This is a genomic window from Desulfonatronovibrio magnus, from assembly GCF_000934755.1.
GTDB lineage: Bacteria > Desulfobacterota > Desulfovibrionia > Desulfovibrionales > Desulfonatronovibrionaceae > Desulfonatronovibrio > Desulfonatronovibrio magnus.
Genome location: NZ_KN882176.1, coordinates 14773 through 40199, shown reverse-complemented (window position 1 = coordinate 40199; position 25427 = coordinate 14773). Strand labels below are relative to the sequence as shown.

The following is a 25427-nucleotide window of genomic DNA, read 5'->3' as shown; positions in this document are numbered from 1 at the left end:
TCCTTAACGCCGGCCCCTTAACAGTCTGTTAAACCTAATAAACCTCATCATGCTTTCCGATGTCAATCAATACGATCAGGTCATTTCCTAAATCAGGATCTTTTTCAAACGCAAAAACAATCCGGCAGTCATACTCTACATGACAGGCCCAAAGCCCCATCAATTTTCCATGCAGTTTATGCGTCTTCAGTTTTGCATCAAAAGGATTATTGCATAGATTATCCAATACGGAAAAAATCTTTTCCTGTAAGGGCTCGTTGTTTCTGGTTGCCTTTTTGAAGCCTCTTTTGAAACCTTGAGTCCAGGCAAGCTTATAATTCATTGGACAAAAGATCCTTTTTCAGATCCTCCAGACTTCCAAAGCTAGCTCGTTTTTGCCGGACCGCTTGGAGGGCTTCGCGTGCGTTGGCTGCTATCTGCTCCCTTCTTTCTTCAATAGTGCGCAGTCTCAATGTTGCCAAAAGGTCTTCCCTTTCATTCAAGGGCAAGGCTTCCACAGCCTCAATGGCCCGTTGAAAGGGGGTACTAGTATGAGTGTTCATACAGACTCCTTTGTATATATGCACCAAGTTAAAAGCTGAAAGTAATTATTTTTGTCCATGGATGCGTATATTGTAACTGGGGCATGGGGGTCTGACCCCAACATTCCCCTGTAACCACTTAATATTACTGACGATACTCCACAACTATCAATGAAGGTATGTGGAAATTTATATAAGTAATTGATGTCACTGTAAAGATAAAGCCATTGAATAAGCAATGGGGTCTGACCCAGAACTATTTCCAGAGATTTAATATTGCTGCTCTTGTTACCAGGCCCCAGCCTGGTTTCATCGCTATTCTATGTTTCTAAACACACTTTGAAGAAGCAGTTACCCCCCAAGAACGAAACATTCCCATGCTGGAGCCTGGGAACAAGGGGTGTAAGTTACTTGTCGGTCTGGTCCAGTACTTCCCGGGCTAGTTCTGAAGTTTATATTTTTTTGAACAGAATGCTGGATAAGGACTTTACAACACTCAGTTAATACAAGTAATTATCATAACTCCTTTTCCGTCACTCTGTAAACATCACCCCTTAACACATAAAAAGGCAGCTTAACAAAATGACAACTGAACAATTAATAGTCTTTTGTGTCCTTGGCGCTTGTCTGTTCTTATTCATTCAGGGAAAAATCCGCTATGACCTCATAGCTCTTTCAGCTCTCTTTGTAGTGGTAATCAGTGGAATAATTTCACCTGATGAGGCATTCACTGGTTTTTCCCACCCTGCTGTGGTAACAGTAGCTGTAGTCCTTATAATAAGCAGGGCCTTAAGCAACGCTGGAATTGTTGACATCATCGCCAAAAGACTCTCTCCTCTGGCTCATAGTCCTGTTCTGCTTCTTGGAGCATTATGTATCGTGGTCACTGTTTTGTCTGCATTCATGAATAATGTAGGTGCATTGGCCCTGCTTATGCCTGTTGCCATCCAGATGGGAAGAAAAAACGATATCTCTCCCTCCCTGCTGCTTATGCCCCTTGCCTTTTGTTCACTCCTGGGAGGCCTGACCACCATGATTGGCACACCTCCCAATATTATCATTGCTTCTTACAGAACCCAGGGAGACCTTCCTCCCTTTTCCATGTTTGACTTTTCACCCGTAGGGGTCGGACTTGCTGCAGCAGGTATAGTATTCATTGTACTGCTAAGCAGATTCATGCTTCCAGACAGGAAGAAACAGGGAAGCGTGGATGAACTTTTCCAGATTGAATCATATCTTACTGAAGTTGTAATTCCAGAAAAATCAAAAGTCATTGGCAAAACCATAAGAGACCTTGAATACCTCCCTGATACTGAAATAGTAGTTATCGGTATTGTCCGTTCAGGTAAGAAAATTGCTGCTCCTTCAAGTTTTGAAATTCTTGCAGAAGGGGACATCCTTATTGTTGAGGCAGACTCAGAAGATCTTGATGTCCTAATTAAAGAAGCAGGACTTGAACTGGTAGGCAGCAAGGAACTTTGCTTAGAATTTATTGATTCAGACGAGAAAAAGGCAAAAAAAAGAAATGATGATTCTGATGAATGCAAGGAGTATATCCGGGCAGATAAAATGCAACTCACTGAAGCAGTAGTTCAACTTGAGTCACCAATAATCAGAAAAAATGTAATAAATCTTAATCTGCGCTGGAAATACGGCATCAATCTTCTCGGCGTTGCCAGACAGGGAACAAGGCTCAAGCAAAGGCTCAAAAGCATCAGATTTAAAGCAGGGGATGTATTGCTGCTCCAGGGAGCACCGGATTCCATAAAAGATGCCGTTAATGAGATGGGATGTTTCCCCTTAGCTGAAAGAGAGCTGAGCCTTGCGCCTTACAAAAACACCTTTCTGGTAATCGCTGTATTTATTTTTGCAATTCTTATGGCTACGCTTAGCTACCTACCGATTCATATAGCCCTTCTTGGAGCAGCACTTTTCATGCTGCTGTGGGGAATAGTTACTTTAAATGAAGCTTATAAGAGTGTTGACTGGCCAATAATTATCCTTCTTGGTGCCATGATTCCTGTTGGCACTGCCATGGAAGCCACTGGTGGAGCTCAATTGGTAGCAGACAAAATTTTAATACTTTCTGGAGGAATGCCTGCCATTTTCACTCTGAGCCTGCTGCTGGCAGCCACCATGATCCTATCAAACCTCATCAATAATGCTGCAGCAGCAGTCCTTATGGCTCCCATTGCCATAAATATATCAGAGATATTGAACACTTCTCTGGATCCCTTTCTAATGGCAGTGGCTGTGGGAGCTTCAATGCCTTTTTTGACACCCATTGGACATCAGTCCAACACCCTTGTCTTTGGACCTGGTGGGTATAAATTCAGCGATTACTGGAAGCTTGGACTGCCCTTGACCATAATTCTAAGCATTGGTGGGGTGCTGCTCATTAGTTTATTCTGGCCTCTTTAATTTGTCCATCTGCGGAGATCTGTTTATCCCGTGAAATCTCTTCTCATTTCACTGGGGCGAGATCAGCGTCCAGAACTCTTATGGCTCCTTTCTTTAAGGCCAGGCGCTTTCTCTCTGATATCAGCAGGTGTTACAAACAAGATTAATGCTGCATTAGTTCCTGGAAAAATTTGCTTAAATGAAAAAATTTACACAGCGTGGGACAGTCCCCCTCCGGGCTGTAAGCCTCCGGGCAGGAAGCTGTGCCAGGCGTAAAGCTCTCATCTTTGACGGAACTTTTCTGGTAATTGAGAATCAATCATATGTAAAAATCTTAAAATTGTGAAAATTATAACCCTCTGATTTTGTTGACAATTTGGTTTTAGTTACTTAGAAACTCCTCACCTGGGCGGACCAGGACCGAACGTGTGAGTAACTAAAAAATCAGCCTTAGCACGTTTGAGATTGCCGCGCTCGAAGACTAGCTCGCAATGACACCTGAGGTGTCAGGGTTGTGGTTGCTGAAAACCTGTCACCCACGAGGGAGCCTAAGCGACAGAAGCAATCTGTATGGTAAAACCATAATACTCTGAATTTATTGGATATTCGATTTCAGTTACTTGTAAAATAACGAGGCAGATACACCTAATCCTTCTCTAATCTTCCATAAATGTCTTCAAACCTGACTATATCATCTTCTCCGAGATAAGCACCTGACTGAACTTCGATGAGTTCCAGTGGAATTTTACCGGGATTTTCTAAGGAATGGGTCCTGCCCAGTGGAATATAAGTGGACTGATTTTCAGTAACCAGAAAGGACTCTTCTCCATTAGTGACCATGGCCGTCCCAGAAACTACCACCCAGTGCTCTGCCCGGTGATGATGCTTTTGCAGGGAAAGTTTGGCCCCTGGTTTAACCGTGATTCGTTTGACCTGGTACCTGCCCCCGGCATCTATGCTGTCATAGGACCCCCAGGGTCTGAAAACCTCCCTGTGGGTGATGTGCTCGCTGCGGCCGCTGCTTTTAATATGGTTCACCAGAGCCTTGATCTCTTGTGCTCTGTTCTTATGGGCCACCAGAACAGCATCCTTGGTTTCCACCACCACCAGATCCTGCACTCCCAGCGTAGCTACCAGTCGGTTATCAGACAAAAGCAGGCTATTACTGGTTTCCAGTGTTATGACGTCGCCTTTACATGAATTGCCCTCAGCATCGCGAGGTAAAAGATCCCACAAAGATGACCAGGATCCAACGTCCGACCAGCCGGCCTCCATAGGCACTATGGCAGCGTCCTGTGTTTTCTCCATAACAGCATAATCAATGGAATCACTGGGACAGGCACTGAAGGCATCTTTATCCACCCTTACAAAATGCATATCCTGACGGGCATTTTGTAAGGCCGCGCTGCAACTTGCCAGGATATCCGGCTCAAACTTCTTAAGTTCTTCCAGGTAACGACCGGCCCTGAACATAAACATGCCGCTATTCCAGTAGTAATCCCCTGCCTTTAGATATGCAGCTGCAGTATCTGAATCAGGTTTTTCCACAAAGCGCTCTACTCTATAAGCCTGCCCCTGGATTTCCTGTCCGCGCTGGATATATCCATAACCAGTCTCAGGAGATCCAGGAACAATACCAAAAGTCACAAGCCAGTCTTTACCAGCCTGGTCTGCCGCTTTAGACACGCTTTCATGAAAAGCCTGCTGATCCTGAATATGGTGATCTGCCGCCATGATCAACAAAATAGGATCATTTCCATTGCTTGTGGCGTGCAGGGCTGCCAGGGCAATAGCTGGAGCAGTGTTACGCCCCTCTGGTTCCAGCAGAATGGTTATGTCCTCATGCCCCATTTGACGCATTTGTTCAGCAGTCAAAAAACGATGATCTTCGTTGCAGACCAGCAAAGGGCTTGAACATTGCAATCCTTGAAGGCGCATTACAGATTGCTGCAGCATGCTCAGCTCCCCACCGAAAGCCAGAAACTGTTTGGGATAAAGCTTACGTGATAATGGCCACAATCGAGTGCCGGACCCCCCGGCCAGTATAACTGGTAAAAACATGGTGTGCTCCCCTGTGAATTTAGTAAGTTACTGACTCAACCCTGTAGAAAAAAAAAATTTAAAGCCTGACAAGAGCAACAATACCCAAGATCCTTATTCTTCAGCCTTCAGCCTTCAACCTTCAACCTTAAGCCTTCAACCTTCAGCCTTCAACCTTCAGCCTTCAACCTTCAGCCTTCAGCCTGAAAGTGATGGTTATCTCCCCAACTTAACGATCCTTTTTTAAATTGGTTTGTGGGCACAGCCCGCATTAGTCTCAATTATGTTACATCTTTTTTATGTCGGCCTGTCTTAATATCCATCAGAATAAATAAAAAAACCAGACCTGCTCCGGTTACAAAGCATAAGAAATATGGCCAGCCCTGGGCCAGGCTTTCAGGCAGAATATAACCCGCAGTGATGAGCTTATCTTCATTTATTTGCACTTCTTTCTGAAAAGGCCACAGGGCAGATAAAGAACCAAACATAAGGCCTGCCAGAAAACACATGGTGGTGGAATAAAAGTTTGTCAGCAAAAAACGGATAACTTTGGCCAGGCTGATCAATCCAAACACGCAGCCCAAGGCTACCAGAGAAATAACTTTCAGGTCCATGCTTGCAACAGCAGTTAGAATCTCAAAATAAACCCCCATGACCACCAGCATGAATGAACCGCTGAAGCCCGGCAACAGCATGGTGGCCATGGCCACGGCCCCTCCCAGAAAAAAACGAAGCGCCCCAATATTGCTGAAGCCCTGCAAATCGCTCCATAAGGGAGAAAGCTGCGCCAGCAGTATCAATGCGCATGCCAGACAAAAAACAAGGACTTCCTTGAACCTGATGTTGCCTGCTCTCTTCAGGGGGTAGTAAATTGAAACCAGTACCAGGCCGAAAAAAAATGAATAAACAAAACCACGGTAGTTTGAAATTGCAAAGTTTATCAATGAAGCCGTGCTGAAAATCGCCACCAGCGCTCCTGCTCCTATGGGGATAAGAAAATGCAGTTGCCAGGTCTGAACGGCATATTCAAAGGCCCGGCCAAAATGTCCCCTGCCCGCCAGGCGCACAAAACCTGCAAGCGTACGGTGATCTATATTGCCGGCAATACCAATCAGCCGGGCATATATCCCCATGATGAGGGCAATTGTTCCACCACTTAGCCCCGGTACAATGCTGGCAGCACCAATTCCAAAGCCCTTTAAAAAAAGTTTCCACATGTAATATTGAGAGTTCCTGTTTAATTTTAAGATTTAAAATGCATCTCCCGGGCGGCCCGGGGTAGATTGTAGTGTCAACTATCCCATTAATTGTGCTTTGTAAACCTGTTTGCATTCTATTGGAACAACTACCTTACTCATGAGTACAGGTAAGCTCTTAAAGATAAGCATTTTGATTTACTTTTTTATAGACTTCAAATAATATTACCTTACAAGTAACTGGAATCGTTTTGCTAATAAAATCAGACGGTTATATTTTTCACATTTTCACGATTTTTGCTTATGATTGATGCACATTTGCCAGAAAAGTTCCTTCAAAGATGGGAGCTTTGCGCCTGGCACAGGGACTGTCCCTCGCTGTGTAAATTTTTTCATTGAAGCAAATTTCTTCCAGGAACCAATGGAGTATCAATCTGTTTTATAGTACCTTGCGGGGACTGTCCCAATTTTCAGAAAAGTGACAGACTCATTAAGTTACTCACACGTTCGGTCCCGGGCCGCCCGGGTGAGGAGCTTCTAAGCAACTAAAACCAAATAAGCAATAAATTCAAAGCATTATGATTTTGCCATACAGATTACTTCGGTCGCTTAGGCTCCCTCGTGGGTGACAGGTTTTCAGCAACTACATCCCTGACAGCTCAGCTGTCATTGCGAGCGAGTCTTCGAGCGCGGCAATCCTTGTTGCGAGCGAAGCGAAGCAATCTCGTGTTAAGGCTGATTTTTTAGTTACTCACACGTTCGGTCCCGGGCCGCCCGGGTGAGGAGCTTACAAAAGGGAATAGCTCAGATGATTTACTGTATAGGCACTTGAATGCCTTGGAACCCTTTTTAGCCCTGTTTGCCTCATCCCCTGGCCATTGTTGCTCATATCAGTATTATAAAAACATTTTCTTTTTCAAAAAGGGCATATGAACAATCTGCAGAGTATCATCAGTGACAATATCCTGGAGGCTATGCCTTCGGGGGTGATGATTATCGAAAAAAAAGGACAAGTGGAGATTGCCAACTCAGCCCTGTGCAGAATATTAGGAATTTCCAGAGAGGTGCTCCTTGAAAAAGGCAGCGAGATACTTTTCCTGGACAACCCTGAAAACAATGATTTCAACGACGTCCTCTTAAAAGTCATCCAGCAGGAGCAGGTCAATTATCGCAGCCAGGTCTGGTATTCCAGGCCTGACGGAAAACAGAGATACGTAGATATCATTTCTTCATTTTTCAGAAACGACCAGGATGAATGGAGGCTGGTAATCCTTATCCAGGACCTGACCAGCTTAAAAAATATGCATGATCGTGAAAAGGATGCCCTGCAGGAAAAAAATAATCTTGAAAAACTGCTGGCTGAAAGCCTCAACAAACTGACCTTATCCATTGCGCACCAGATCCGTAATCCCATAATGGCCATCGGAGGCTTTGCCAATCTGGTTTTGAAGCAACCAGGATCATCTGAAAAAACCCGGGACTATGTCGGGTATATCCTGGAATCGGCCGGAAGGCTGGAGTCCATGGCTCATTATGTCATGGAATACGCCTCTGTAAGTTTGCCAGAACCTCAGCATTGGTCTGTAGAATCCCTGGTTAAACCTCTCTGTAGCGAGATGAGTCTCAGAGCTGAAAAGGAACACGCAGAGTTATTGTTAAATGTACCTGAGAAAACGAACCTGATGGTCTGGGCAGACATGCAGCAGATTAAAAAGGTCTTGGAAGCTGTTCTGGAAAATGCCATAGAAGCAGGAGACTCTGAAGGCATAATCAGGAATCGAATAATCATCTCAGCCCATCACAAAGACAGCCAGGTGGTACTCTGTATCTCTGACCAGGGCCGGGGCATTACCTCGGAAAGTATGCCCTACATATTTGACCCATTTTTCACCACCAAGGCTGTGGGAGCAGGCATGGGACTCAGTATAGCCAAACGCATTCTGATAGTGAATAAGGGTGTGATTGATATCTCCAGCCCGGAAGACAAGGGTACTCTGGTAACCATTTCCCTGCCCTGCTGTCCAGAACAAACCAGTGATGAGTGTTGCCGGCTGGATTCTTGATATTTACCCCTGAAAACCTGATACACAGCATTCTAACTCTCAATAAGCCTATCATTGAAGCATTTGCAGGATAAAAAAGATGACACAATCAATAAAACTAACGGATTACTCAACCATGGGATCGGGCCAATTGAACGAGCTGATTAACAGACTCGGTCAAAGCTATGTTGGGAACCGCCTGATGCTCCAGGCACACCATTCTTCCAAAGTTTACGGTGGCCGGGGCAGTCTGCGCTTCCACCCTGAAAACAGCGAGACCCTTCCCCTGCTCATCAAATACGGTCTTTTTCTTACTGGCATGACAAAGCGCTGCAGCAACAATTGTCTGAACTATCGCATCCGTGAGCATGTCTTTAATTTCAAAAATCTGCCCGGGGCTTTTCACGGTTTGCGCATCTTGCAGCTGTCAGACATTCACGCAGATGCCATACCGGATGGATGCCACAAATTAAAAGATGCCCTTGAAAAATTTCGCGGCCGATACGATCTGTGCGTGCTTACCGGTGACTACCGTTTTCAGACCAACCGGGAGTACCAGACCTGCTTGGAAAAAATGCAGTTTCTCACTGAGTCTATCTCATGCCCTTACGGGATCTATGGGATCCTTGGAAATCATGATTTCCTGGAGATGGTTCACGGACTTGAAAGTATGGGAGTACGCATGCTTCTCAATGAATCTGTCGCTTTAGAAAACCAGGGGCAGAGAATCTGGATTGCCGGAGTGGACGATCCTCACTTTTATCACGTTCACGATATCCCCCGGGCTATGCAGCAGATTCCGCAAAAGTCCTTCAGCATTCTGCTCTGCCATTCCCCGGAAGCATGCAGACAGGCTTCTTTTGCCGGGGTGGACGTATATCTCTGCGGACACACCCATGGTGGTCAAATGTGTCTGCCAGGGGGTATTCCTGTTATCACCAACTCGTCAGTGTCCAGAAAGTATTCTGCAGGAGCCTGGGCCTTGGACAGGATGCAGGGCTATACTTCAAGGGGATGCGGCGCATCCGGCCTGCCTGCCCGGTTGAACTGCCCCCCTGAAATTAATCTGCATATTCTTGAAGGTTGAAAATCATATTTATCAATTGGTAATACTACAGCGACATTCTATTTAAGCTATAAGAGACTTGGTATTTTGCTGCCGGATAGTCCGCCTGTAAGAACAAAACTCGCCTGCTGTCATGGTTTTGGATTATGAAATGCAAAATCTACAAAAACCCGATAAACAATCATGCACCCAGCAGCTTTTCCAGCCGGGCCAGCTTGAGGGTCTTTCCGGCAGCGCCGCTGAATCCGTCAAATTTCATAACAATGTCATGTGTCTGAGCCTTTTTCTTAAGCCCCACCAGATAACCCAGGGCTGCGCTGTCAATATATTCCAGCTCTCGGGCATCAAAGGTGATCTCGTTTAATCCGCCATGGCCGGACATTCTGTCCCATATGCCCTCCACCTTCTGCCGGAAATTTTCCAGATTGGTCACAGTAAGTTCCAGTGGCATGCGGATCTTCAAAAAGCCCTGCCCCATGTCCACCAGTGATCCTTCCCGGACAATCTGCTGCAGCATCCCAAGCTGGGACTGCAGTTCCTCCAGATTATCCACTATCCTTAGATAGTCAGTCAGTCCGCAGGCCTGCAGATAGCGCTGAATGCTTTGTCTGGTATTCCATAAAAATACCCTGCGCTTATATTTGCGGCAGGTTTTGTCTAAGACTACCAGTCCCCCGAGTTCCAGGCTGCTCAAAGCCTTGATCTCTGAGAGATCCAGCACTGGACTGTGAGTCTGAATTACAGGAAGCAGCTGTTCAAGAAAGGCCTCTACGGCAAAGATGGATGTCATGGGCTTCAGAGGTATGGAGACTGCCTGGAGACTCTCCAGGATGGAAGCCTGTGGCAGAGGCAGCTGTTCTCTTTCTGGCCCGCTGCCCCGGGACAGCCTGCTCAGCCTGATGCTCTCTGTAGTCAGAAACGCCAGGTTGGAGGCGTAGCGCCCCAAAAGACGCCGGGGATTTGTAAGCATGCGCCAGAACCACTCCATGCCGATTTTTTGTACCAGCCGCGGCGCCCTGCGCTGAACACCTGCCAGAAAATCCAGAGTGCCTCCTATTCCTATGGCAAGAGGAATTTTCCATTTCCGGAAATGCATATTAATCCACTTTTCCTGCTTGGGTGCTCCAAAGGCCACAAGCAGCAGGTCCGGTTGAGTATCCTGAATGCGTTTGAGGATATCTTCATGATCCATCTCCAGGATATCTGCCTTTGGCGGTGAATATGTTCCAGCAACCTGCAAGCCTGGATACCTTTCTGATAAGACCTGCATGGCCTTCTGAGACACTCCGGGAGCAGCTCCCAGAGCAAATATGCTTCGGTTTTCATCTGTGCATGCCATGGCCAGCATGGGAGTCAGGTCACTGCCTGTGACCCTCTGTCTGAGCTTTGGGCCGAACACTCGGGAAATCCATACCAGAGGAGCGCCGTCTGCCACCACAAGGTCCGCTTCCAGCATGATACGCTGCAGCTCAGGATCTCGGCGCGACTGCATAACAAAGTCCAGATTGGCTGTAACAATATAACCGGGCCTGCCTGAACGGATTCTGTCCATGGCCCATGCGACAGTCTCTTCAAAAGTCATATCATGAAAGGGGATCCCCATGACTACCAGTGGAATCCTGTTCTGCTGAACTATATTTTTTTGTGAAGGCATCAGTTCATCTCCCATGGATTATCAATCTTAATATGCAAACCGGTTTCCAGTTCCTGGCGCTCAAGCATTTCCTGCATTCTTTTTTCTGCCACTCGCAAAACAGGTTTTGGAGGTTCCAGAGTCTTGCGCAATCTGACGGCAAAGCTCTGCACCTTATGTGTATCCGGCTGGACCGCAAAAACAAAACTGCCCAGAAGAGTTCCCAGCATAAGACCGTATTTTCTGATCCATAACCGGGGAAATGGCCGCCGAACATTGAGCTCAAAATCCAGGCGAACAGGGCTGCCTCCCGGCTCTACCACAAAGTTGGGCAGACGGTGATCTGTATCTAAAAGTCCCAGGCGGACCATGACAGCAGTGACCCTGATAATCTCATCACAAAAGTCTTGCTCTTTTTGCTGATCGCCCTGCTGGATAAGTTCTTTCAGGTACTCTAAGACATCGCCGCATTCTCCCAGATCCCGGGTAATAAGAGCCTGGGTGTGGGCTGCTGGTCCCGAAAGCCTGGGTATATAAGCCAGAGGTTCGGGTACGGGCACTCCGGATTCAGACAGACGCTTCAGGGCTGTCCACTCCCGGCGGGCAGCGCTGCTGCAGCTTAAGTATCTGACAAGCCCGCGCAAGCCTGGCCTGTTCCAGAGCTTAACCACCACACTGCCGTCATGGGCCGTACTTACCCGGGCTATACGCACATCACTGCCCCGCTCACGCAAGATATTCATATCAGCAGCCTGACCCAGGCTGACCTGCCTGGCCAGTTCCTGCCATTGCTGTATGCTGTTTTTCATGATCTTGATTTCTCCTGTTTATCTTTAGACTTGACAGCTTTCCAGGCAAACCAGGCTCCTGCCAGGACCAGGGGACTGGCGGCCATACCAACAGTCAGAGCATGCATTAGAGGAGACTGCTGGATGTCTATGCTTCGCAGCAGTATTATCAGAGGCAGGGAATAAACAAACAGACCAACAGTAAAGCCTGTGCTCTGAAGAACCATTGCGCGTCTTCCAAAAGGCAAAGTGCTCAAGAGATAAATATGGGCCGCAATATTTGACAGAGCCATGCCCAAAATGAATCCCTGCAGCCCCATAAGCATATATCCGGGCAGAGCCAGAGCCATGCAGCAGGTGGTAATCAGGTTGGCAGTAAAAAGTACCCTGGGCTTGCCGAGAGACAGAGGAATGCGGTCCATGCTGGAAACCAGGACATGAGTCCAGGTATACAGGGCCAGCCACTGAGAAATCCTGCCTGCTTCATGGTATCTCTGATCATAGAGAGTCTCAAAAAATAAAGGAGCACCCATGGCAAAACCAGCGCAAACCGCTCCGCTGACCCATAATACTGGTCTGCGGGCTTTGAGACAGGCATTAACGAGACGATCCGGTTCATCCTGCAGCCTGGACAGCAGTGGGAAAATCACCAGAGTACTAAGCTTGCTGGAGGTGTGAATGGCAACCCTTGCAAAGGTCATACCTATACTGTACACTCCCAGTTCAGCCATGCTCAAAAGTCTGCCCAGCATCAGCCGGTCCAGATTGGTAGCCAGAAAGGTCACCAGAGTACTCAGAAAAATCCATTTTCCAAACTTAAACAATTCACCGGCGCAGGAGCGGTCCCAGGCAAACCAGTCCCCGGGGCCCGGATTCAGGAAATGACTGAGAACCATGCGCGTAAAGCTGAAAGCCAGTCCGCCCGCCACCAGGGCCCACACGCTGGGATACACTAAAGCCCATCCGATCATAACCCCTATGGAAACCGCCTGGGAAACCATTTCCAAACCGGTAAGACGTCCCAGAGACATAGACCGGTTTAAAAGAAACACTCCTGTAGAGGTAAAACCGGCAATCAGAGCGGTCATACCGGCTACGGGCAGCATCATTGCCAGACTCTCAGCCATGGGATCACTAACTGAAAAAAAGGCGGCTGCAGGCAGGGCCAGGGCACATGAAGCCAGCCAGAGGATCACCCCACGCACAACCTGAATAGTCCAGGCAGTGCGCAGAAAGGAAGTCTCCCTGCCTCGCTTGTTCTGGATTATGCTTGGTCCAAGGCCTACGTCGGAAAACATCTGCAGACCGTGCATAAAAACGTTTACCAGGGCCATAAGTCCGAAAGCTTCAGGAAACAGCAGTCTGGCAAGGATAAGATTGCTGCCCAGGCGCAAAACCTGGGAACCTCCATAACCAAACATGGTCCACATGGAGCCCCGTATTGCAAGGCTGCGACTGGAATTATGACCCCCCGAATGTGTATTGGCTTCTGTGGGCATGATTATATTTGTCCTTAGGAACTTTGAATTCTCAAGTTGATAAGACCTTTTAAAATAGACGTGTCACAGGCCTGGCAGCCAGTTGCATCCTGTTGTCATACACTTCTGCTTTCTGTTGATGCCGGTTTATCCACAAGCCGATGATCCCTCCAGCCAGGATCAGGATCAAAGGATTAAACATGGCATTCAGCAGGCTGTCCACAGTAAAAATACCCATGAGAATAGGCAGGGATGCCAGGGGAGCCACTGGCGGTCCTCTCCAGCTGACCACGGGATACATTCTCAGGAACAGCAGGGGTGGCATAATGAGTACGGTCAACAAGGAAGCCAGGCCAATTACACCATGCTGACCAAAGGCCAGGATCCACAGACCGTCAGGCACTGAAACAGGCCTGCCTTCAGCGTCCCGCACAAAGGACCTGCCCCAACCGCCCCACCCCAGAAAAAAACGCTCCGTGGCCTTGTCCACCAGTATGGTTTCATTATCCAGGCGAAAAGCCAGTGAACCGGTCCTTTCAGGGCTGGCCACACGCGCCGCGCCATCTATAAGGTGCTGACCGTCCCAGGCACCTGTACCTCTGGCCACTACATATATAACCGGCACCAGAAGAATCACCAGCAAAGGCAGGGACCAGCGGGTCCAGTACAGCACATGAAGCACCAGCAGTCCCAGGGCCAGAAGCCCCATGGCGCCCGTGGACTTGTTTAAAATGATGGTAATGAGCAAAACAATCAGTGCCGGCAGCCAGAACCACTTCCAGTCTGGAAATTTACGTTGCAGCCAGCCTGAACGAAAAAGCTGGTACCCGCTCAAAAAAGCAGTTATCATCCACATGGCAGTCATGAGCCCGTGCTCCATGAAGACCACGGGTCTCCACCCACCCATACGCTTGGTCTGGCCAAAATCATGGGGGTGAAACCCATATATTATTCTGTGCAGCCTGGGGCTCATGACAACCTCCCATAAACAGAAGGGGATGTATATCAGGCCACCGAGAAAAATCCCAAAAGCCAGTTCCTTCAAGGCCTGTCTGTCATAAAAATACAGACGGCCGATGAAGTACGGCAGTCCCCAGGTAGTCAACTGATCCAGGGTTGCAGACAACCCGTCATAAACGCCGAGGTTGTTGCTCAGGGCAGTAAAAAAAGGAACGAAACCCCATATAAGAACCGGCAAATCAAGGATATGCAGGCGGAATCGGGATAATACCTGACTGTTGAACAGAAGAGTCCCCAGCAGAATACCCAGGCTCATGGCCATGATCTTGGAATAGTTGGGTACGCCTGGAATGACAAAGGTATGCTGAGGCAGAAACATCCAGCCCAGGAGAAACCCTGCAATAACTGCATGCCTGGCCCTGAGCACTCTGAAAAGCCAGATGACAAACGGCAGCCAGCCGAACATGACTAAGGGAACCAGAGGGGTCATAGTCCTGTTCCAGTTGTCCGAATGTGATACATCATCCCTGCAAAATAAAAATTCGTAACCATTGTTCCTGACCAGTATTTCTTCTCTTGTGAACCACCCAATGAATGGTTACAAGTTGCATGAACAGATACAAACATCATTATAAATTTAAGCAGGGTATTGTGTACCCCCCTCCCAAAAGGACATAACAGACATGAACAAGATCAGCATCGGCATACTGGCTCATAACGAGGAGCAAACCATCCCCGCCGTCCTGAAGGACCTTGCCGCCCAGGATAAAATACCCGGGATGGCAGATCAATTGGAGGTAGTGGTGGTGGTCAACGGCTCCAGTGATCAGACCGCTGAAAATGCCAGGAAGACCGCTGAAAAAATTAAGCCGGTCATGAAATGGGACTTCAGGGTTGTGGAACTGGCCAGGGCCGGTAAAGACAACGCATGGAACCTTTTTGTTCACGAATACTCCCGGCCTGATGCTGAAATATTGATCCTGGTGGACGCTGACATTCGTCTGCCCCAAATCGATACCCTGTCCCGGCTGGTAAAGAGTCTGGAAAAAAATCCCGGAGCCCTGGCATCAGTTGATGAACCGGTGAAAAGCATAGCTATGGACAAAGGCCATGACCTGCGCGGGCATTTGTCGGTGGCTGCATCCAGGGTATCTGCTGCAGGTCCGCCCAAACTGTGCGGACAACTTTATGCCGCCAGATCAGAGGCTCTGCGAAATATCTTTCTGCCTCTGCCCCTTTTGGTGGAAGACGGCTTCATAAAGGCCATGCTGACCACTGATGGATTCAGTCGGCCGGAACGAAATAACGCCCTGGTGAGGGCCCCAGGAGCCTATCATCTTTACGAAGCTGAATCGAGCATGAAAAAGCTGTTCAGGCATGAAAGACGAATAATTGCTGGCACTTTGTGCAATATCATCCTGTTTGAATATCTACGCAAATGTGTGTCCCAGGGATTACTTCCTGCCCAAATCATCAGACAGAACAATGAGCAGGATAAGGACTGGCTGCGCACCCTCATTGCCGGCAATATACAATTAAGCAGCAGGTTCAAGGACATTTACAGCATCGTGCTGCTTCCCCTGCATCAGTGGCGTTCCATGCAGGCCGGGCGTTCCTTCACCGGTTTTGCGGCAGCCCTGATCAGGACACTGTTCAATATCCCCGTCACTTGTGCTGCCTGGTTAGACCTGCGCAGGGACCGTCTAAACTGGTAATCTAAATAACTTGAAAGTTCAAAGTTCCTGGTTCTTCGTTCCTGGTTGAAAGAAATAAAATCAATAAATTTGGATAGATACCTGGCTTAGCTCGAAAGATATGTTCAATTGTTAAAAAAAGCGTAATAGTTTAGCCCTTTTTTAAGGAAAGCAGGGGACAGGCACTCTGGGCCCCACTTGAGGATCAACCGATGATTTAAACGTCTCACTTTTGAGACAAGTGGGTCCCAGAAGAGCCAGTCCCCGTGCCACATGCTAATGGCTAAACTATTACAAAAAAGCTAACAAAAACAAAGAATTATAATAAAACTTCTGATTGTCCAGGTAATAACACTAGAGTTAAAGGTTACCTGTTAAGTCGTAAACTCCTGCGAACCATACGATGCATGGAACGGTGTACTCTTGAGACAAACTGCATCTGCTTTTGCAGTACATTACGAACGTTTTCCACTCTTCTCGGTCTGGAAAAGTTAAGTATTGCACTGACAGCCGGCACCCGGGCATCTACCAGCATTTCAATACTGCGGCGCAGATCCCGGTACTGACTCACATCCTCACGTCCCACCAGAAGCACAGCATCTGAGTGCACTGCTGCAAAATAAGCAAACTCATCGTCAATTATGGTAGACAAATCTAAAATAACCAGGTCATATTCCCGGCGCACATTATCAAGAAGGTTCAGCATGGCCGAGCGGTTGGGTATACCCGGCCCGGGATCCCCGGCCGTCATAACATGCACTGCTCTTCTGGGTTCTACCTGCACAACTTCCTGCCATCCGGACAGTTGACTGGACTGCAGTATTTCCCACAGCCCGGGGCCTTTACTAAGTCCTGACTCCACTCTGGCCGCACCAGGTCTCAGAAGGTTACACTCCAGCACAAGAATTTTATCACTGCCGGCCCGGAGGATATGAGCAAGGTTAAGGGCCAGGGAGGTCACTCCGCATTCAGGGTTGAGTCCGGCAATGGCAAACACTCTGGCATCGTTCTTTTCCTTCTCCAGTTCCATCCGGACAGCCAGGGAACGTATAGCCAGAACTGAAGAGTGTTCCGGCAACTCTAATGAAGCATCAAAAAAACTTCCCGGCGGAAGATCACGGCCGCTCATATAGGGGATGGGTGCTGGACCGGACCCTCCCAGGGCCTGTTCCACCTCTCCTGGATCCCTGAGCCTGTTGTCCATAAAGTCAAAAACAAGCACAAAGCTGAATACACTTCCAAAACCCAGGGCCAGAATCATCATGGAAATAACCTTAATATTAGTTCTCGCCGGCACCCCAGGGGTCACAGCCAGTTTATCTATATCCACAGGTATGGGGGACTTGGCCACCATTTCAGCATCATCCATACGATTGTTTAAGGCTGTCAGCCTTTCGCGCAGCTGCTCGATGCGAAACTGGATGGCAGATGCCTGATAAATGGCCTCTGAAACCTGCGAGGCCTCTCTCGTGGCCTGTTCCAGAAGCTCTTTCAGGCGCCGGGTATTTTTAACAGAGGCATCGTAACTGGTGCGGGCCTGGATCACGTCCAGGTTCAGCTCGTATTTTTGTCTCTCCCTTATATTACGTATGGTTTCCTTATTGACCCTTTGTTTATACTGTTCCAGAAAGGCCTCCATGGCCTCCATACGCTGCTCAACGTAAATCCGATCCGGATTTTCGGGTGTCAGACCATCAATTGATGCTCTCAATGCCTGCAGCTGCTCATAGGTCCACTGCTCAATACGGTTAATGCCGAAATTATCCGCAACCCTTTCGTCTGCAAACGCTTGCAGGTCCAGTACAGGTATTGCTTCCCTGTTGGCAATAGCCTGGTCAAGCAACGACTCTCTCCTGGAAAGCTCTTCTTCAGCCTCAAGGTACATCCTCTGAAGCATATCTTTCTTATAGATATGTGAAGTATAATTATCCTGCAGAAAACTCTTGGAATCCATGCTGTCCACCAGTCTCTGAAGGTCTGTGCGGGCATCTTCCAGACGGGCTGAAATTCTTTCCTTTTCAACTGAAAGATAATTTATCCTTCGTACATATTGCCCCTCCTGCTCATGCTCCATTTTTTCCAGAAAGGCCTTCATAACCTCATTCAACACAGGTGCAAGACCTTGAGGTTCTTCTGCTGAGATAGTCAGGGAAATCAGATAGGTCAGGTGAACTTCACGCACCCGGATTCGACTCATGAGACTGTACACATTAGCCTCCTCCGGGCGGCCGGGATTGAGAAAAACTGGATAGTCTGCCTCATCTAAGCGGGAAATGGCAGTGGCCAGCACATCATACCTGGGGATCCTCTCAATGAGGTTGCGGGTATATTTGCCAATATCACCTGGAATGGGATCACGTTCCCGTCCTGCCAGAGTTGTTTCCTTGGCTGGATCCACAAGAAGCATGGACTGGGTTTCGTATATGGGGCTGACCCTGGGCAGGAGCAAAAGGAAAAGCAGAAAGCAGATTATCCCCCCTGCAAACAAAACCAGGGGTGCCCGTCTGAAAGAAAAGGCAATCAGCTGAAATGGTTTGTTCTTCTTACCATGTTCAGGGTTGTTAGAACTGTCGCGGGCTTGAATGTCGCTGTCCTGCATATACTTAGCTCAAAAGTTTAATGGGGCAAGCATTTTTAGTAACTTACCTCCTCAATCCTGTAGCAAAAAAACCAGATTTTTTTTAATCATGACAAGAGCAATAACTTCCAAATTCCAACTCTTCAGCCTTCAGCCTGAAAAGTTTAGTTATCGCCTCAATTTAACGATTGTTGCGAGCTGTACCTGCAACATGATTTCCTGAAAAAGGCCTAAACTATTTCCTTTTTTCAGCTTAGCAAAATTCAGTAAAACCCGGATGAAACTGGATCAGTTGCCCACAAACCCTTCCTGACCCCATATCTTTCTGCGCAGTTCCTGCATTGCCCCAAGGCGCTCAGCCTGTTCCAGGCCGAAGTCAATTACCTGAAAAGAAGGCAGCAGCTGGGTCATGAAGTAATTAAACCTGGACATACCCCGCTGACTGACGTAAAGAATATCGCCCTCCCGCAGGACATAATTCCTGCGCAAATCCCCTTGCTGCACGAAAGCCGTCAGATCAATCTCCTGCACCAGGCTGCTGTCCCTTTGCCAGCGTACCAGGTAGACCTCCCGGGGATTGGCATCCTTAGTTATGCCTCCCGCATTCATCAAAGCATCCATGACCGTCATTTCAGAACGCAGCATCAGAACACCGGGATTAAGGACTTCGCCCATGACATAAGCCACTGAATCCTCGCTTTGGGGGATGAAAAGCACATCATTATTCTGTAACCTGGCATTCAGGGCCATATTACCTTCCTGCAGCAGCCCCCTGAGATCAATCCACATGACCATCTCATTGCCGCGAATGATCATACACCTGCTTAAGAAAGACTTCTGGGTATCCACCGGCAATCCCCCGGCCAGAGCCAGGGCCTCCAGAACTGTGCCCTGTCCATGGAAATGCACTGCACCGGGATTAGATACGCGGCCCAGAACATAAACCTTGTTATTGTTGTACTTCTCCATGGCCAGAGTGACATCAGGAAATTCATAATATCTTTCCAGAGCTTTCTCCAAGTTAAAGGTAGCCTCGTCCAGAGTCATGTCCTGGATTTTAATCACCCCGATGCGAGGCAGTGCAACCCTGCCATCCGGAGACACAATAACGTTTTCAACGCTTATATCTTCACGGCCCCGGACAATAAAGGAGAACTGATCCCCTGGACCAAGACGGTACTCCGGAGAAACTTGATCTGAAAAAGACTCTACATCATCTTCTGAAGCAAATTCTGAAATTGAAGCATGTCCTTTGGGTGCAAACATATCTGGCGGAATTTCCTGGTCAAGCCGCACATATTCGACTTCTTCAGCAGGGTCCATATCTGCTGCAGTTATGTCAGGACCGTATACTCCAGGCACAGGTCTTTGCCCGGAGCAGGCCGCGCACACAAACAAAACAAGTACAAACAACAATATTCTTGCTGTTGTTCTGTACCAGAAGCTGAATGAATACCACTCCAACCCTTCATTTAATCTTTTTTTGTGGACAAATTGCAGCCTTGAACGACTTGTAAGCGCTTCTGCCATATTCAGCATCTCCCTTTCATGGCCCTGGACCTGTCATCCAGTCTCCTGGTGGCCCTGGCCTTGCCCATAAACAGGGATGACCATTGATAACTGCGCAAAAAACGTCGGAACTCAGGGTCCTGGTAGCGGTCTTCCCGGGCCAGCATGCTGCGCACATAGCCCCACCACATGCCCAGGCCACCCACCAGTACCGGAGGACGGGTCATGCGGTACAAGGCACTGGCGGTCATGTAGGCCAGCCCAGTTCCCATAAAATATTGCCCGAAACCGTGGCGCATCCGTCCCGTCCATACATTCTGCTGGCTGGAACCCATAGGACGCAGATGGATAAACCGGGTTTCCTCAGTATCCCGGCTGCAGGCTATCCAGCCCAGCATGCGGCAACGGTGGCAATCAATGCCGTCCCACATGCCCTGACGCACAAACCCGCCGATTTCCTGGAAGCATTCACGGCGATAGAACTTGGTCATGCCCACGGACATTTCATCACCGATTTTTTCGCTTACCAGGTGTCCGTCACCGTTGCTTTTAAAATACGGCTTGCCGCTGCAGGTCCCAAGACAGGGATCCTGCTGCATCCAGGAAATGAGGGTCTCAAAGTACCCCGCAGGTATATCCAGGTCCAGGTCAAATTTACACAGGTAATCGAACTGGCTTAGATCAATGGTTTCCAGACCTGCATAAAAGGCATCAATGACACCAGGACCCACTGCCCTTTTACCCCGGTCCTTACGCTGCACAATTTTAATCCAGTCCACCCTGTCTGCATACTCCTGCAGAATCTGAGGAGTCTCATCCCTTGAGCCGTCGTCAACAATCACCCAAAGGGCCGGGTGCACTGTCTGCTGCAGAACACTATCCAGGCATTGACGGGCATAGTCGGCTTCGTCCCTGCAGGGGGTTATCAATACATAATTTGAACCAGGCATGGGTTTGTCTCCGTTTTTTTAATTAATTTTAACACCTGTATAGTCAGAATTTTTTGTATCTATTCACATTGCTGTGAGGACAGCCTGCATCCTGATTGGTTTTCTGTTGCTGCAAACTCCCAGCATGAGCCCGTAAGTCAAAACCAGCAATTAATTCACGTAGCCGAGAGTCCGTCTTCATATCCTTGATTTTGACTAACGGGCTCAGGGCTGGTCAAACAAGCAGCAATGGCGAAAACCAATCAGGATGCAGGCTTTACGCAAAAGTGAAAATATGGTGAACAGTTACATTTTTTTAATCATATATTTTTATTCGTAACCTACTTTTGAAACCCTGTCATAAATAACAAGACATTGTTATCAATTATTGGTTACTTCTGCGACAACAGAGCTGTTTTCAATCTCTGGACATTCATTTCCAGGGAAAATTCTTCCAGTATTCGTCTGTGTCCTTCCGCCGCAATGCTTTTCCTGTGCCGGGGATCCTGCAGAAGATGTTCCAGCGTTTCAGCCAGAGCAGCTGAGTCTTCAGGGGGTACAAGACAACCGTTTTTTTCGGAAGATATCAGTTCCCTGATGGTCGGCAAATCTCCGCTCACACAACAGACTCCGGCAGCCATGGCCTCCATAAGCACCACCGGAATACCGTCTTTGTCTCCGGATGCGTCGGTTCGGCACGGCAGAACAAATATATCTGCTTGCGGCAACATCTCCAGTATATCTTTGTTGTCCATGGATCCCTGAAATATGACCATATCCTGAAGCCCCAGACTGCGGGTTAAAGACTCTAAGCTTTCACGCTCAGGACCATCGCCTATGATTCGGCAGATGCAAGACTTTCCGGTTGATTTTAGAACATGTACAGCCTTTACTAACAGGTCAAATCCTTTTTTGGGCACCAGCCTCCCCACTCCCATGATTAATGCCGGATCACCAGAGGGCACATCACTACTTTTTTCAATCCCGGATACATCAACACCACAGCGCACCACCGGGTATTCTTCATCAGGCCTGTCTGCGATGTCTTTATAAAACTCCCGGTGCCAGTAGCTGATGCAGCGCACAAAACCTGCCCGTTCCAGCTTTTGCTTCAGCAAAGAGCGGTCCCGGAAGATATCTGCTGCATGTCCGGTAAAGCTGAAGCTTGTGCCCAGTTGCATGGCTGCATACATGGCAATGGTTGTGGGCACGTGAGCCATATGCGCATGTATATGTTCCGGCCTGTGCTTGCGGCTTCTCCTGGCCAGGGCCAGGCCGCCAAGTCCCTGCCAGAGGATTTTGAGACGTCCCTTGAGCATGGACACGTCATCAGTCTTTATAGCGTCCTGCAATACAGTCTTCAGGGTCGCGGCAGAGACAACTGGATACCTGGCAGCTTCCATTACTGCATCCAGCAGCATGGCCAGTGTTCCCATACCATAGACCTGAATGCTTCGTTCAGCCAGGTCCTTGAGATGCACATCCCTCCAGGAAGAGCCGGGATGATGTACAGAGGCGGTCAGGACATCTATTCCAGCCTTACGCAAACCAAAGACCTCCCGGTATACAAAAGTCTCGGACAGCTTGGGCAGCCAGGGGGCCATCATAATTATTCGCATATCTTTTCTCATGACGCTCAGAATTTGTCTTCAATGTCAGAAGCGGACCGGCTGGAACCCGCAGGCAACTCCGCGGGGTAAATAATCCTGGCTGGAATGCCTACTGCTGTGCACCGGGGGGGAACATCCTGAAGCACCACGCTCATGGCCCCAATCCTGGCCCCCTCTCCAATACGGATACCACCCAGCACCTGAGCATAGGCACCGAATTCTACATGGTCTTCAATTACCGGAACAGGTCCGCCATCGGTACGGTTACCAATGGTCACCCCCTGGCGCAGGGTGCAGCCGGCACCTATTTGAACCCGGTTGTGTACAAATATGTTTCCAAAATGGTAAATCCGCAGCCCCGGACCGATGACTGTATCCTTGGTAAAGCTTACGCTGGTCAGAGTCTCCACTATGCGAAACATTAACCAGTAAACTCTGTCCAGCAGCCAGCGGCTGACTCCAGGACTGCGTGCGTCATTCCATCTCCCAAATCGGTAGACTGCAATGGCCCAGAGAGATTGTTCCCGCAAAAAGGCCCGTTTGGGATAACGGGCCCGGTCCGCTTTCCACGGCGATGACTGCCTTTGGGATCCCTTGTATTCTATAAGGACCGCACTTTTGCCCCTGAAACGATCCAGATAATAACGCAAATGCCCTGCTGCCTGAGCCCATTTGCCCAGCATGGTCAGGATTGCAAAAATAAATCTGTTCCGCTTTTCTAAGTGAGCAGAATAAGTTTTCATGGCAATACGCCCGGCCTGAGCCAGCCATATCCCCATGGACATGAACAGAGCAAGTGCTGTTCCGGTACCTCCCCAGCCCCATGACATAAGCATTACAATAAACAGTGCCCCCAGAAGCCAGCCCAGACTCCAGATGCGAGCGCTGAGCACCATGGAACTGAAAGGAACATCATCCGGACTTTCGGCAACAGGCCTGCAACGACGGTATACATCCAAAGACCCATATCCGCCTCGAATCATTCTTTTCCACCATTGTCTGAAACTGTGAATCTGGGCGTCATGCATGGTCATGTCGCCTTCTACTCTGTAAATCTTCCAGCCTTCTGCCAGCAGACGAAAGCAAAGTTCTGGTTCTTCTCCGGCAATAAGTGCTTCGTTGAATCCACCGACTTGAGAAAAGGCCTGTACTCTGTAAAGAGCATCCCCACCCACGGCCTTTGCAGGACCAGAAGGGGCGTCCCATTCCATGTCTGCCATGGCATTGTAGATGGATCCTTCCGGCTCCATCTCCCTGCGCCTGCCGCTTACAGCTGCAGCATCAGGCTCTCTGAGCATGAAGTCCATGGCCTTTTGCACCCATCCCTGGACTACTGTACAGTCCCCGTCAAAGAAGTGCACCAGGGCCGTGTCTGGCTGCAACTTTAGAACTCTTGCAAATCCAGCGTTGCGCGCACGGGCCATGGAAAAAGGCTTCTGCATGTCGAGTTCCACCACGTCCGCTCCCAGGCTGCGCGCGATTTCAATGCTGGAATCAGTAGAACCCGAGTCCACGTAAACTAATGGACTGCCCTGATCTGTCAGTGACTTCAGACACTGTTCCAGCCTATGCCCCTCATTGCGACCTATAACCACCAGACCTGGAGACGGATGCTGTTCTGATGTTATGCTTTCTGTTGTCAAACATATTCCCCTTATCGTTGCAGCCAATCTGTAAAATGCCAGCCATCTATGAGATCTATACCCAGCAACGACTTGACCACATACAGGATGGTAAGCACTCCCACCCCCATAAAAAGAGCTGCAAGCAGAAAAAAGACCATGGACAAAATGCCCATGCTGGTCCAGCCTGCATAAGTGCTGAAACTTCTGATGAGTGTGGGCTGCTCATCCGCCCGATCCTGCTCCGCCTGCACCAGACAACCCTTTTCAGAGCCTCGGCAAAGAGTATGAGCCTTGATGACCTTGCCCACAGCTTCACGCATACATGATGGACCCGCCCTGTGTCCGGCAGCCTTAATGGCTTCATCCACTGCTGCAAGCAGACGGTCCTGATCAGTAGGGTCGGGTACGTATCTAAACACGTTGGCCTTGTTGACGGCTGCCACAGCAAGAGCTTCAGTGGAACGTTCCGGGACAAAAATACGCATTGCCGAGGCATTGCGGCGCTTGAGCTGTGCAAGCCATTCCAGTCCAGCCATATCTGAAAGAACAGTAGAGCACAGCACCGCACCCACACCCTCCGCGGCCAGGATGCGCTCTCCTTCCCCGGCCGAATCCACCACAGTCACATGATACTTTTCCGGCAGTGCCGATGACAGCAGAGATTGCGTCGAAGCATCCCTGGCAGCGATCAGGATGTGCGGCTTTTCTAATGATTGTGAATTACGTTCCAAAGTCATAGTGGCAGCTATTTGTTAACTGATTTCTGTAACATGGGTAATTGTTGACAACATAGGGACTGGATTGCAGGTGTCATGGACATCAAGTTCCCCTGTGCATCAATTTCGCCTGTATTTGATTTTTGCCGGAACTCCTACAGCCAGACAGTCGTCTGGAACATCGGTAATAACCACTGCATTAGCCCCGATAAAAACATTGTTGCCTATGGTTATATTTCCCAGAATTTTAGCTCCGGCACCTATATCAACATTGTTGCCTATACTGGGGGCTTTCTTTTCTTCCACATTTTTGATGCCAACAGTAACACCGTTGCGCACGACACAATTGTCTCCAAAAGAAGCATAGCCGCTGATAATGATATTGCCAAAATGATCAATCCTGAAATTGCGCCCAACAGGAGCTTCGCAGGGCATCTGTATGCCGCAGAAAATCTGCACCATCTTGAAAAGTACCTTGTAAAGAAGGGAAAAAGGCAGCCGGATTATTCTGAAACGTATCCCATAGCGCCAGCGCCCCAGACGATATACCAGCATGGCCCAGAATCCCTGGGCGGTCCAGTCGCCTTTATAGGTCTTGAGATCTTGACGTACATTGCTTAAAAACATTGTCAGTCCTTTTCA

Annotated in this window: 19 protein-coding genes; 4 read left to right on the top strand and 15 right to left on the bottom strand. The window is 48.6% G+C overall.

Going from position 1 to position 25427, the window contains the following annotated elements; translation table 11 throughout:
• Positions 1-34 precede the first annotated feature (34 nt).
• On the bottom strand, positions 35-322 hold the full coding sequence (locus LZ23_RS15535; RefSeq protein WP_045215644.1) for a type II toxin-antitoxin system RelE/ParE family toxin: 288 nt from the start codon (positions 320-322) through the stop codon (positions 35-37).
• Complete coding sequence (locus LZ23_RS15530) at positions 312-542, bottom strand: hypothetical protein (RefSeq protein ID WP_045215642.1); 231 nt, start codon at positions 540-542, stop codon at positions 312-314. The genes LZ23_RS15535 and LZ23_RS15530 overlap by 11 nt, the downstream gene beginning before the upstream one ends.
• 561 nt (positions 543-1103) lie before the next feature.
• On the opposite strand from LZ23_RS15530, the gene LZ23_RS15525 reads away from it, so the two are divergent.
• Complete coding sequence (locus tag LZ23_RS15525) at positions 1104-2942, top strand: SLC13 family permease (RefSeq protein WP_045215641.1); 1839 nt, start codon at positions 1104-1106, stop codon at positions 2940-2942.
• A gap of 624 nt (positions 2943-3566) precedes the next feature.
• Here the strand turns inward: LZ23_RS15525 and LZ23_RS15520 are convergent.
• Both LZ23_RS15520 and LZ23_RS15515 read right to left on the bottom strand, forming a co-directional pair.
• Positions 3567-4982, bottom strand: a complete 1416-nt coding sequence (locus LZ23_RS15520) for a mannose-1-phosphate guanylyltransferase/mannose-6-phosphate isomerase (RefSeq protein WP_045215640.1) — start codon at positions 4980-4982, stop codon at positions 3567-3569.
• Positions 4983-5242: 260 nt separating this feature from the next.
• Positions 5243-6178, bottom strand: a complete 936-nt coding sequence (locus LZ23_RS15515; protein WP_045215638.1) for a DUF368 domain-containing protein — start codon at positions 6176-6178, stop codon at positions 5243-5245.
• 908 nt (positions 6179-7086) lie between these two features.
• On the opposite strand from LZ23_RS15515, the gene LZ23_RS15510 reads away from it, so the two are divergent.
• Together LZ23_RS15510 and LZ23_RS15505 are read left to right on the top strand one after the other, a co-directional pair.
• Complete coding sequence (locus tag LZ23_RS15510) at positions 7087-8220, top strand: two-component system sensor histidine kinase NtrB (protein ID WP_045215636.1); 1134 nt, start codon at positions 7087-7089, stop codon at positions 8218-8220.
• Positions 8221-8299: 79 nt separating this feature from the next.
• Positions 8300-9286 carry a metallophosphoesterase gene (locus tag LZ23_RS15505; protein ID WP_052507439.1) on the top strand — a complete coding sequence of 329 codons (987 nt, stop codon included), beginning with the start codon at positions 8300-8302 and terminating at the stop codon, positions 9284-9286.
• A 160-nt stretch (positions 9287-9446) separates the two neighbouring features.
• Here LZ23_RS15505 and LZ23_RS22840 read toward each other — a convergent pair whose 3' ends face one another.
• Genes LZ23_RS22840 through LZ23_RS15485 form a run of 4 tightly spaced genes read right to left on the bottom strand, consistent with a single transcriptional unit; the run spans position 9447 to position 14614 of the window.
• The gene (locus LZ23_RS22840) at positions 9447-10919 is read right to left on the bottom strand and encodes a WecB/TagA/CpsF family glycosyltransferase (protein WP_052507438.1); all 1473 of its coding nucleotides are present in this window, start codon (positions 10917-10919) and stop codon (positions 9447-9449) included.
• On the bottom strand, positions 10919-11707 hold the full coding sequence (locus tag LZ23_RS15495) for a lipopolysaccharide kinase InaA family protein (RefSeq protein ID WP_045215635.1): 789 nt from the start codon (positions 11705-11707) through the stop codon (positions 10919-10921). The genes LZ23_RS22840 and LZ23_RS15495 overlap by 1 nt, the downstream gene beginning before the upstream one ends.
• Complete coding sequence (locus tag LZ23_RS15490; protein WP_052507437.1) at positions 11704-13185, bottom strand: oligosaccharide flippase family protein; 1482 nt, start codon at positions 13183-13185, stop codon at positions 11704-11706. The genes LZ23_RS15495 and LZ23_RS15490 overlap by 4 nt, the downstream gene beginning before the upstream one ends.
• Positions 13186-13234: 49 nt before the next feature.
• Positions 13235-14614 (bottom strand): hypothetical protein, encoded by a 1380-nt coding sequence (locus tag LZ23_RS15485; protein ID WP_045215633.1) that lies wholly within the window; start codon positions 14612-14614, stop codon positions 13235-13237.
• 193 nt (positions 14615-14807) lie between these two features.
• Between LZ23_RS15485 and LZ23_RS15480 the strand changes: the two genes are divergently transcribed.
• Positions 14808-15839, top strand: a complete 1032-nt coding sequence (locus tag LZ23_RS15480) for a glycosyltransferase (protein ID WP_045215631.1) — start codon at positions 14808-14810, stop codon at positions 15837-15839.
• Between the two features lie 346 nt (positions 15840-16185).
• On the opposite strand, the gene LZ23_RS15475 is transcribed toward LZ23_RS15480, so the two are convergent.
• The 7 genes from LZ23_RS15475 to LZ23_RS15445 form a co-directional block, all read right to left on the bottom strand.
• Positions 16186-18417, bottom strand: coding sequence for a GumC family protein (locus tag LZ23_RS15475; protein WP_045215630.1), 2232 nt, complete (start codon positions 18415-18417; stop codon positions 16186-16188).
• Between the two features lie 267 nt (positions 18418-18684).
• The gene (locus tag LZ23_RS15470) at positions 18685-19926 is read right to left on the bottom strand and encodes an SLBB domain-containing protein (RefSeq protein WP_198146020.1); all 1242 of its coding nucleotides are present in this window, start codon (positions 19924-19926) and stop codon (positions 18685-18687) included.
• A gap of 2 nt (positions 19927-19928) precedes the next feature.
• The gene (locus tag LZ23_RS15465; RefSeq protein ID WP_045215628.1) at positions 19929-20855 is read right to left on the bottom strand and encodes a glycosyltransferase family 2 protein; all 927 of its coding nucleotides are present in this window, start codon (positions 20853-20855) and stop codon (positions 19929-19931) included.
• Positions 20856-21226: 371 nt separating this feature from the next.
• Positions 21227-22453 (bottom strand): glycosyltransferase family 4 protein, encoded by a 1227-nt coding sequence (locus tag LZ23_RS15460; RefSeq protein ID WP_045215627.1) that lies wholly within the window; start codon positions 22451-22453, stop codon positions 21227-21229.
• 17 nt (positions 22454-22470) lie between these two features.
• Positions 22471-24087 carry a glycosyltransferase gene (locus LZ23_RS25135; RefSeq protein WP_052507435.1) on the bottom strand — a complete coding sequence of 539 codons (1617 nt, stop codon included), beginning with the start codon at positions 24085-24087 and terminating at the stop codon, positions 22471-22473.
• An 11-nt stretch (positions 24088-24098) separates the two neighbouring features.
• Complete coding sequence (locus LZ23_RS25130; RefSeq protein WP_045215625.1) at positions 24099-24806, bottom strand: response regulator; 708 nt, start codon at positions 24804-24806, stop codon at positions 24099-24101.
• 99 nt (positions 24807-24905) lie between these two features.
• The gene (locus LZ23_RS15445) at positions 24906-25412 is read right to left on the bottom strand and encodes a serine O-acetyltransferase (protein ID WP_045215623.1); all 507 of its coding nucleotides are present in this window, start codon (positions 25410-25412) and stop codon (positions 24906-24908) included.
• Between the last annotated feature and the right edge of the window lie 15 nt (positions 25413-25427).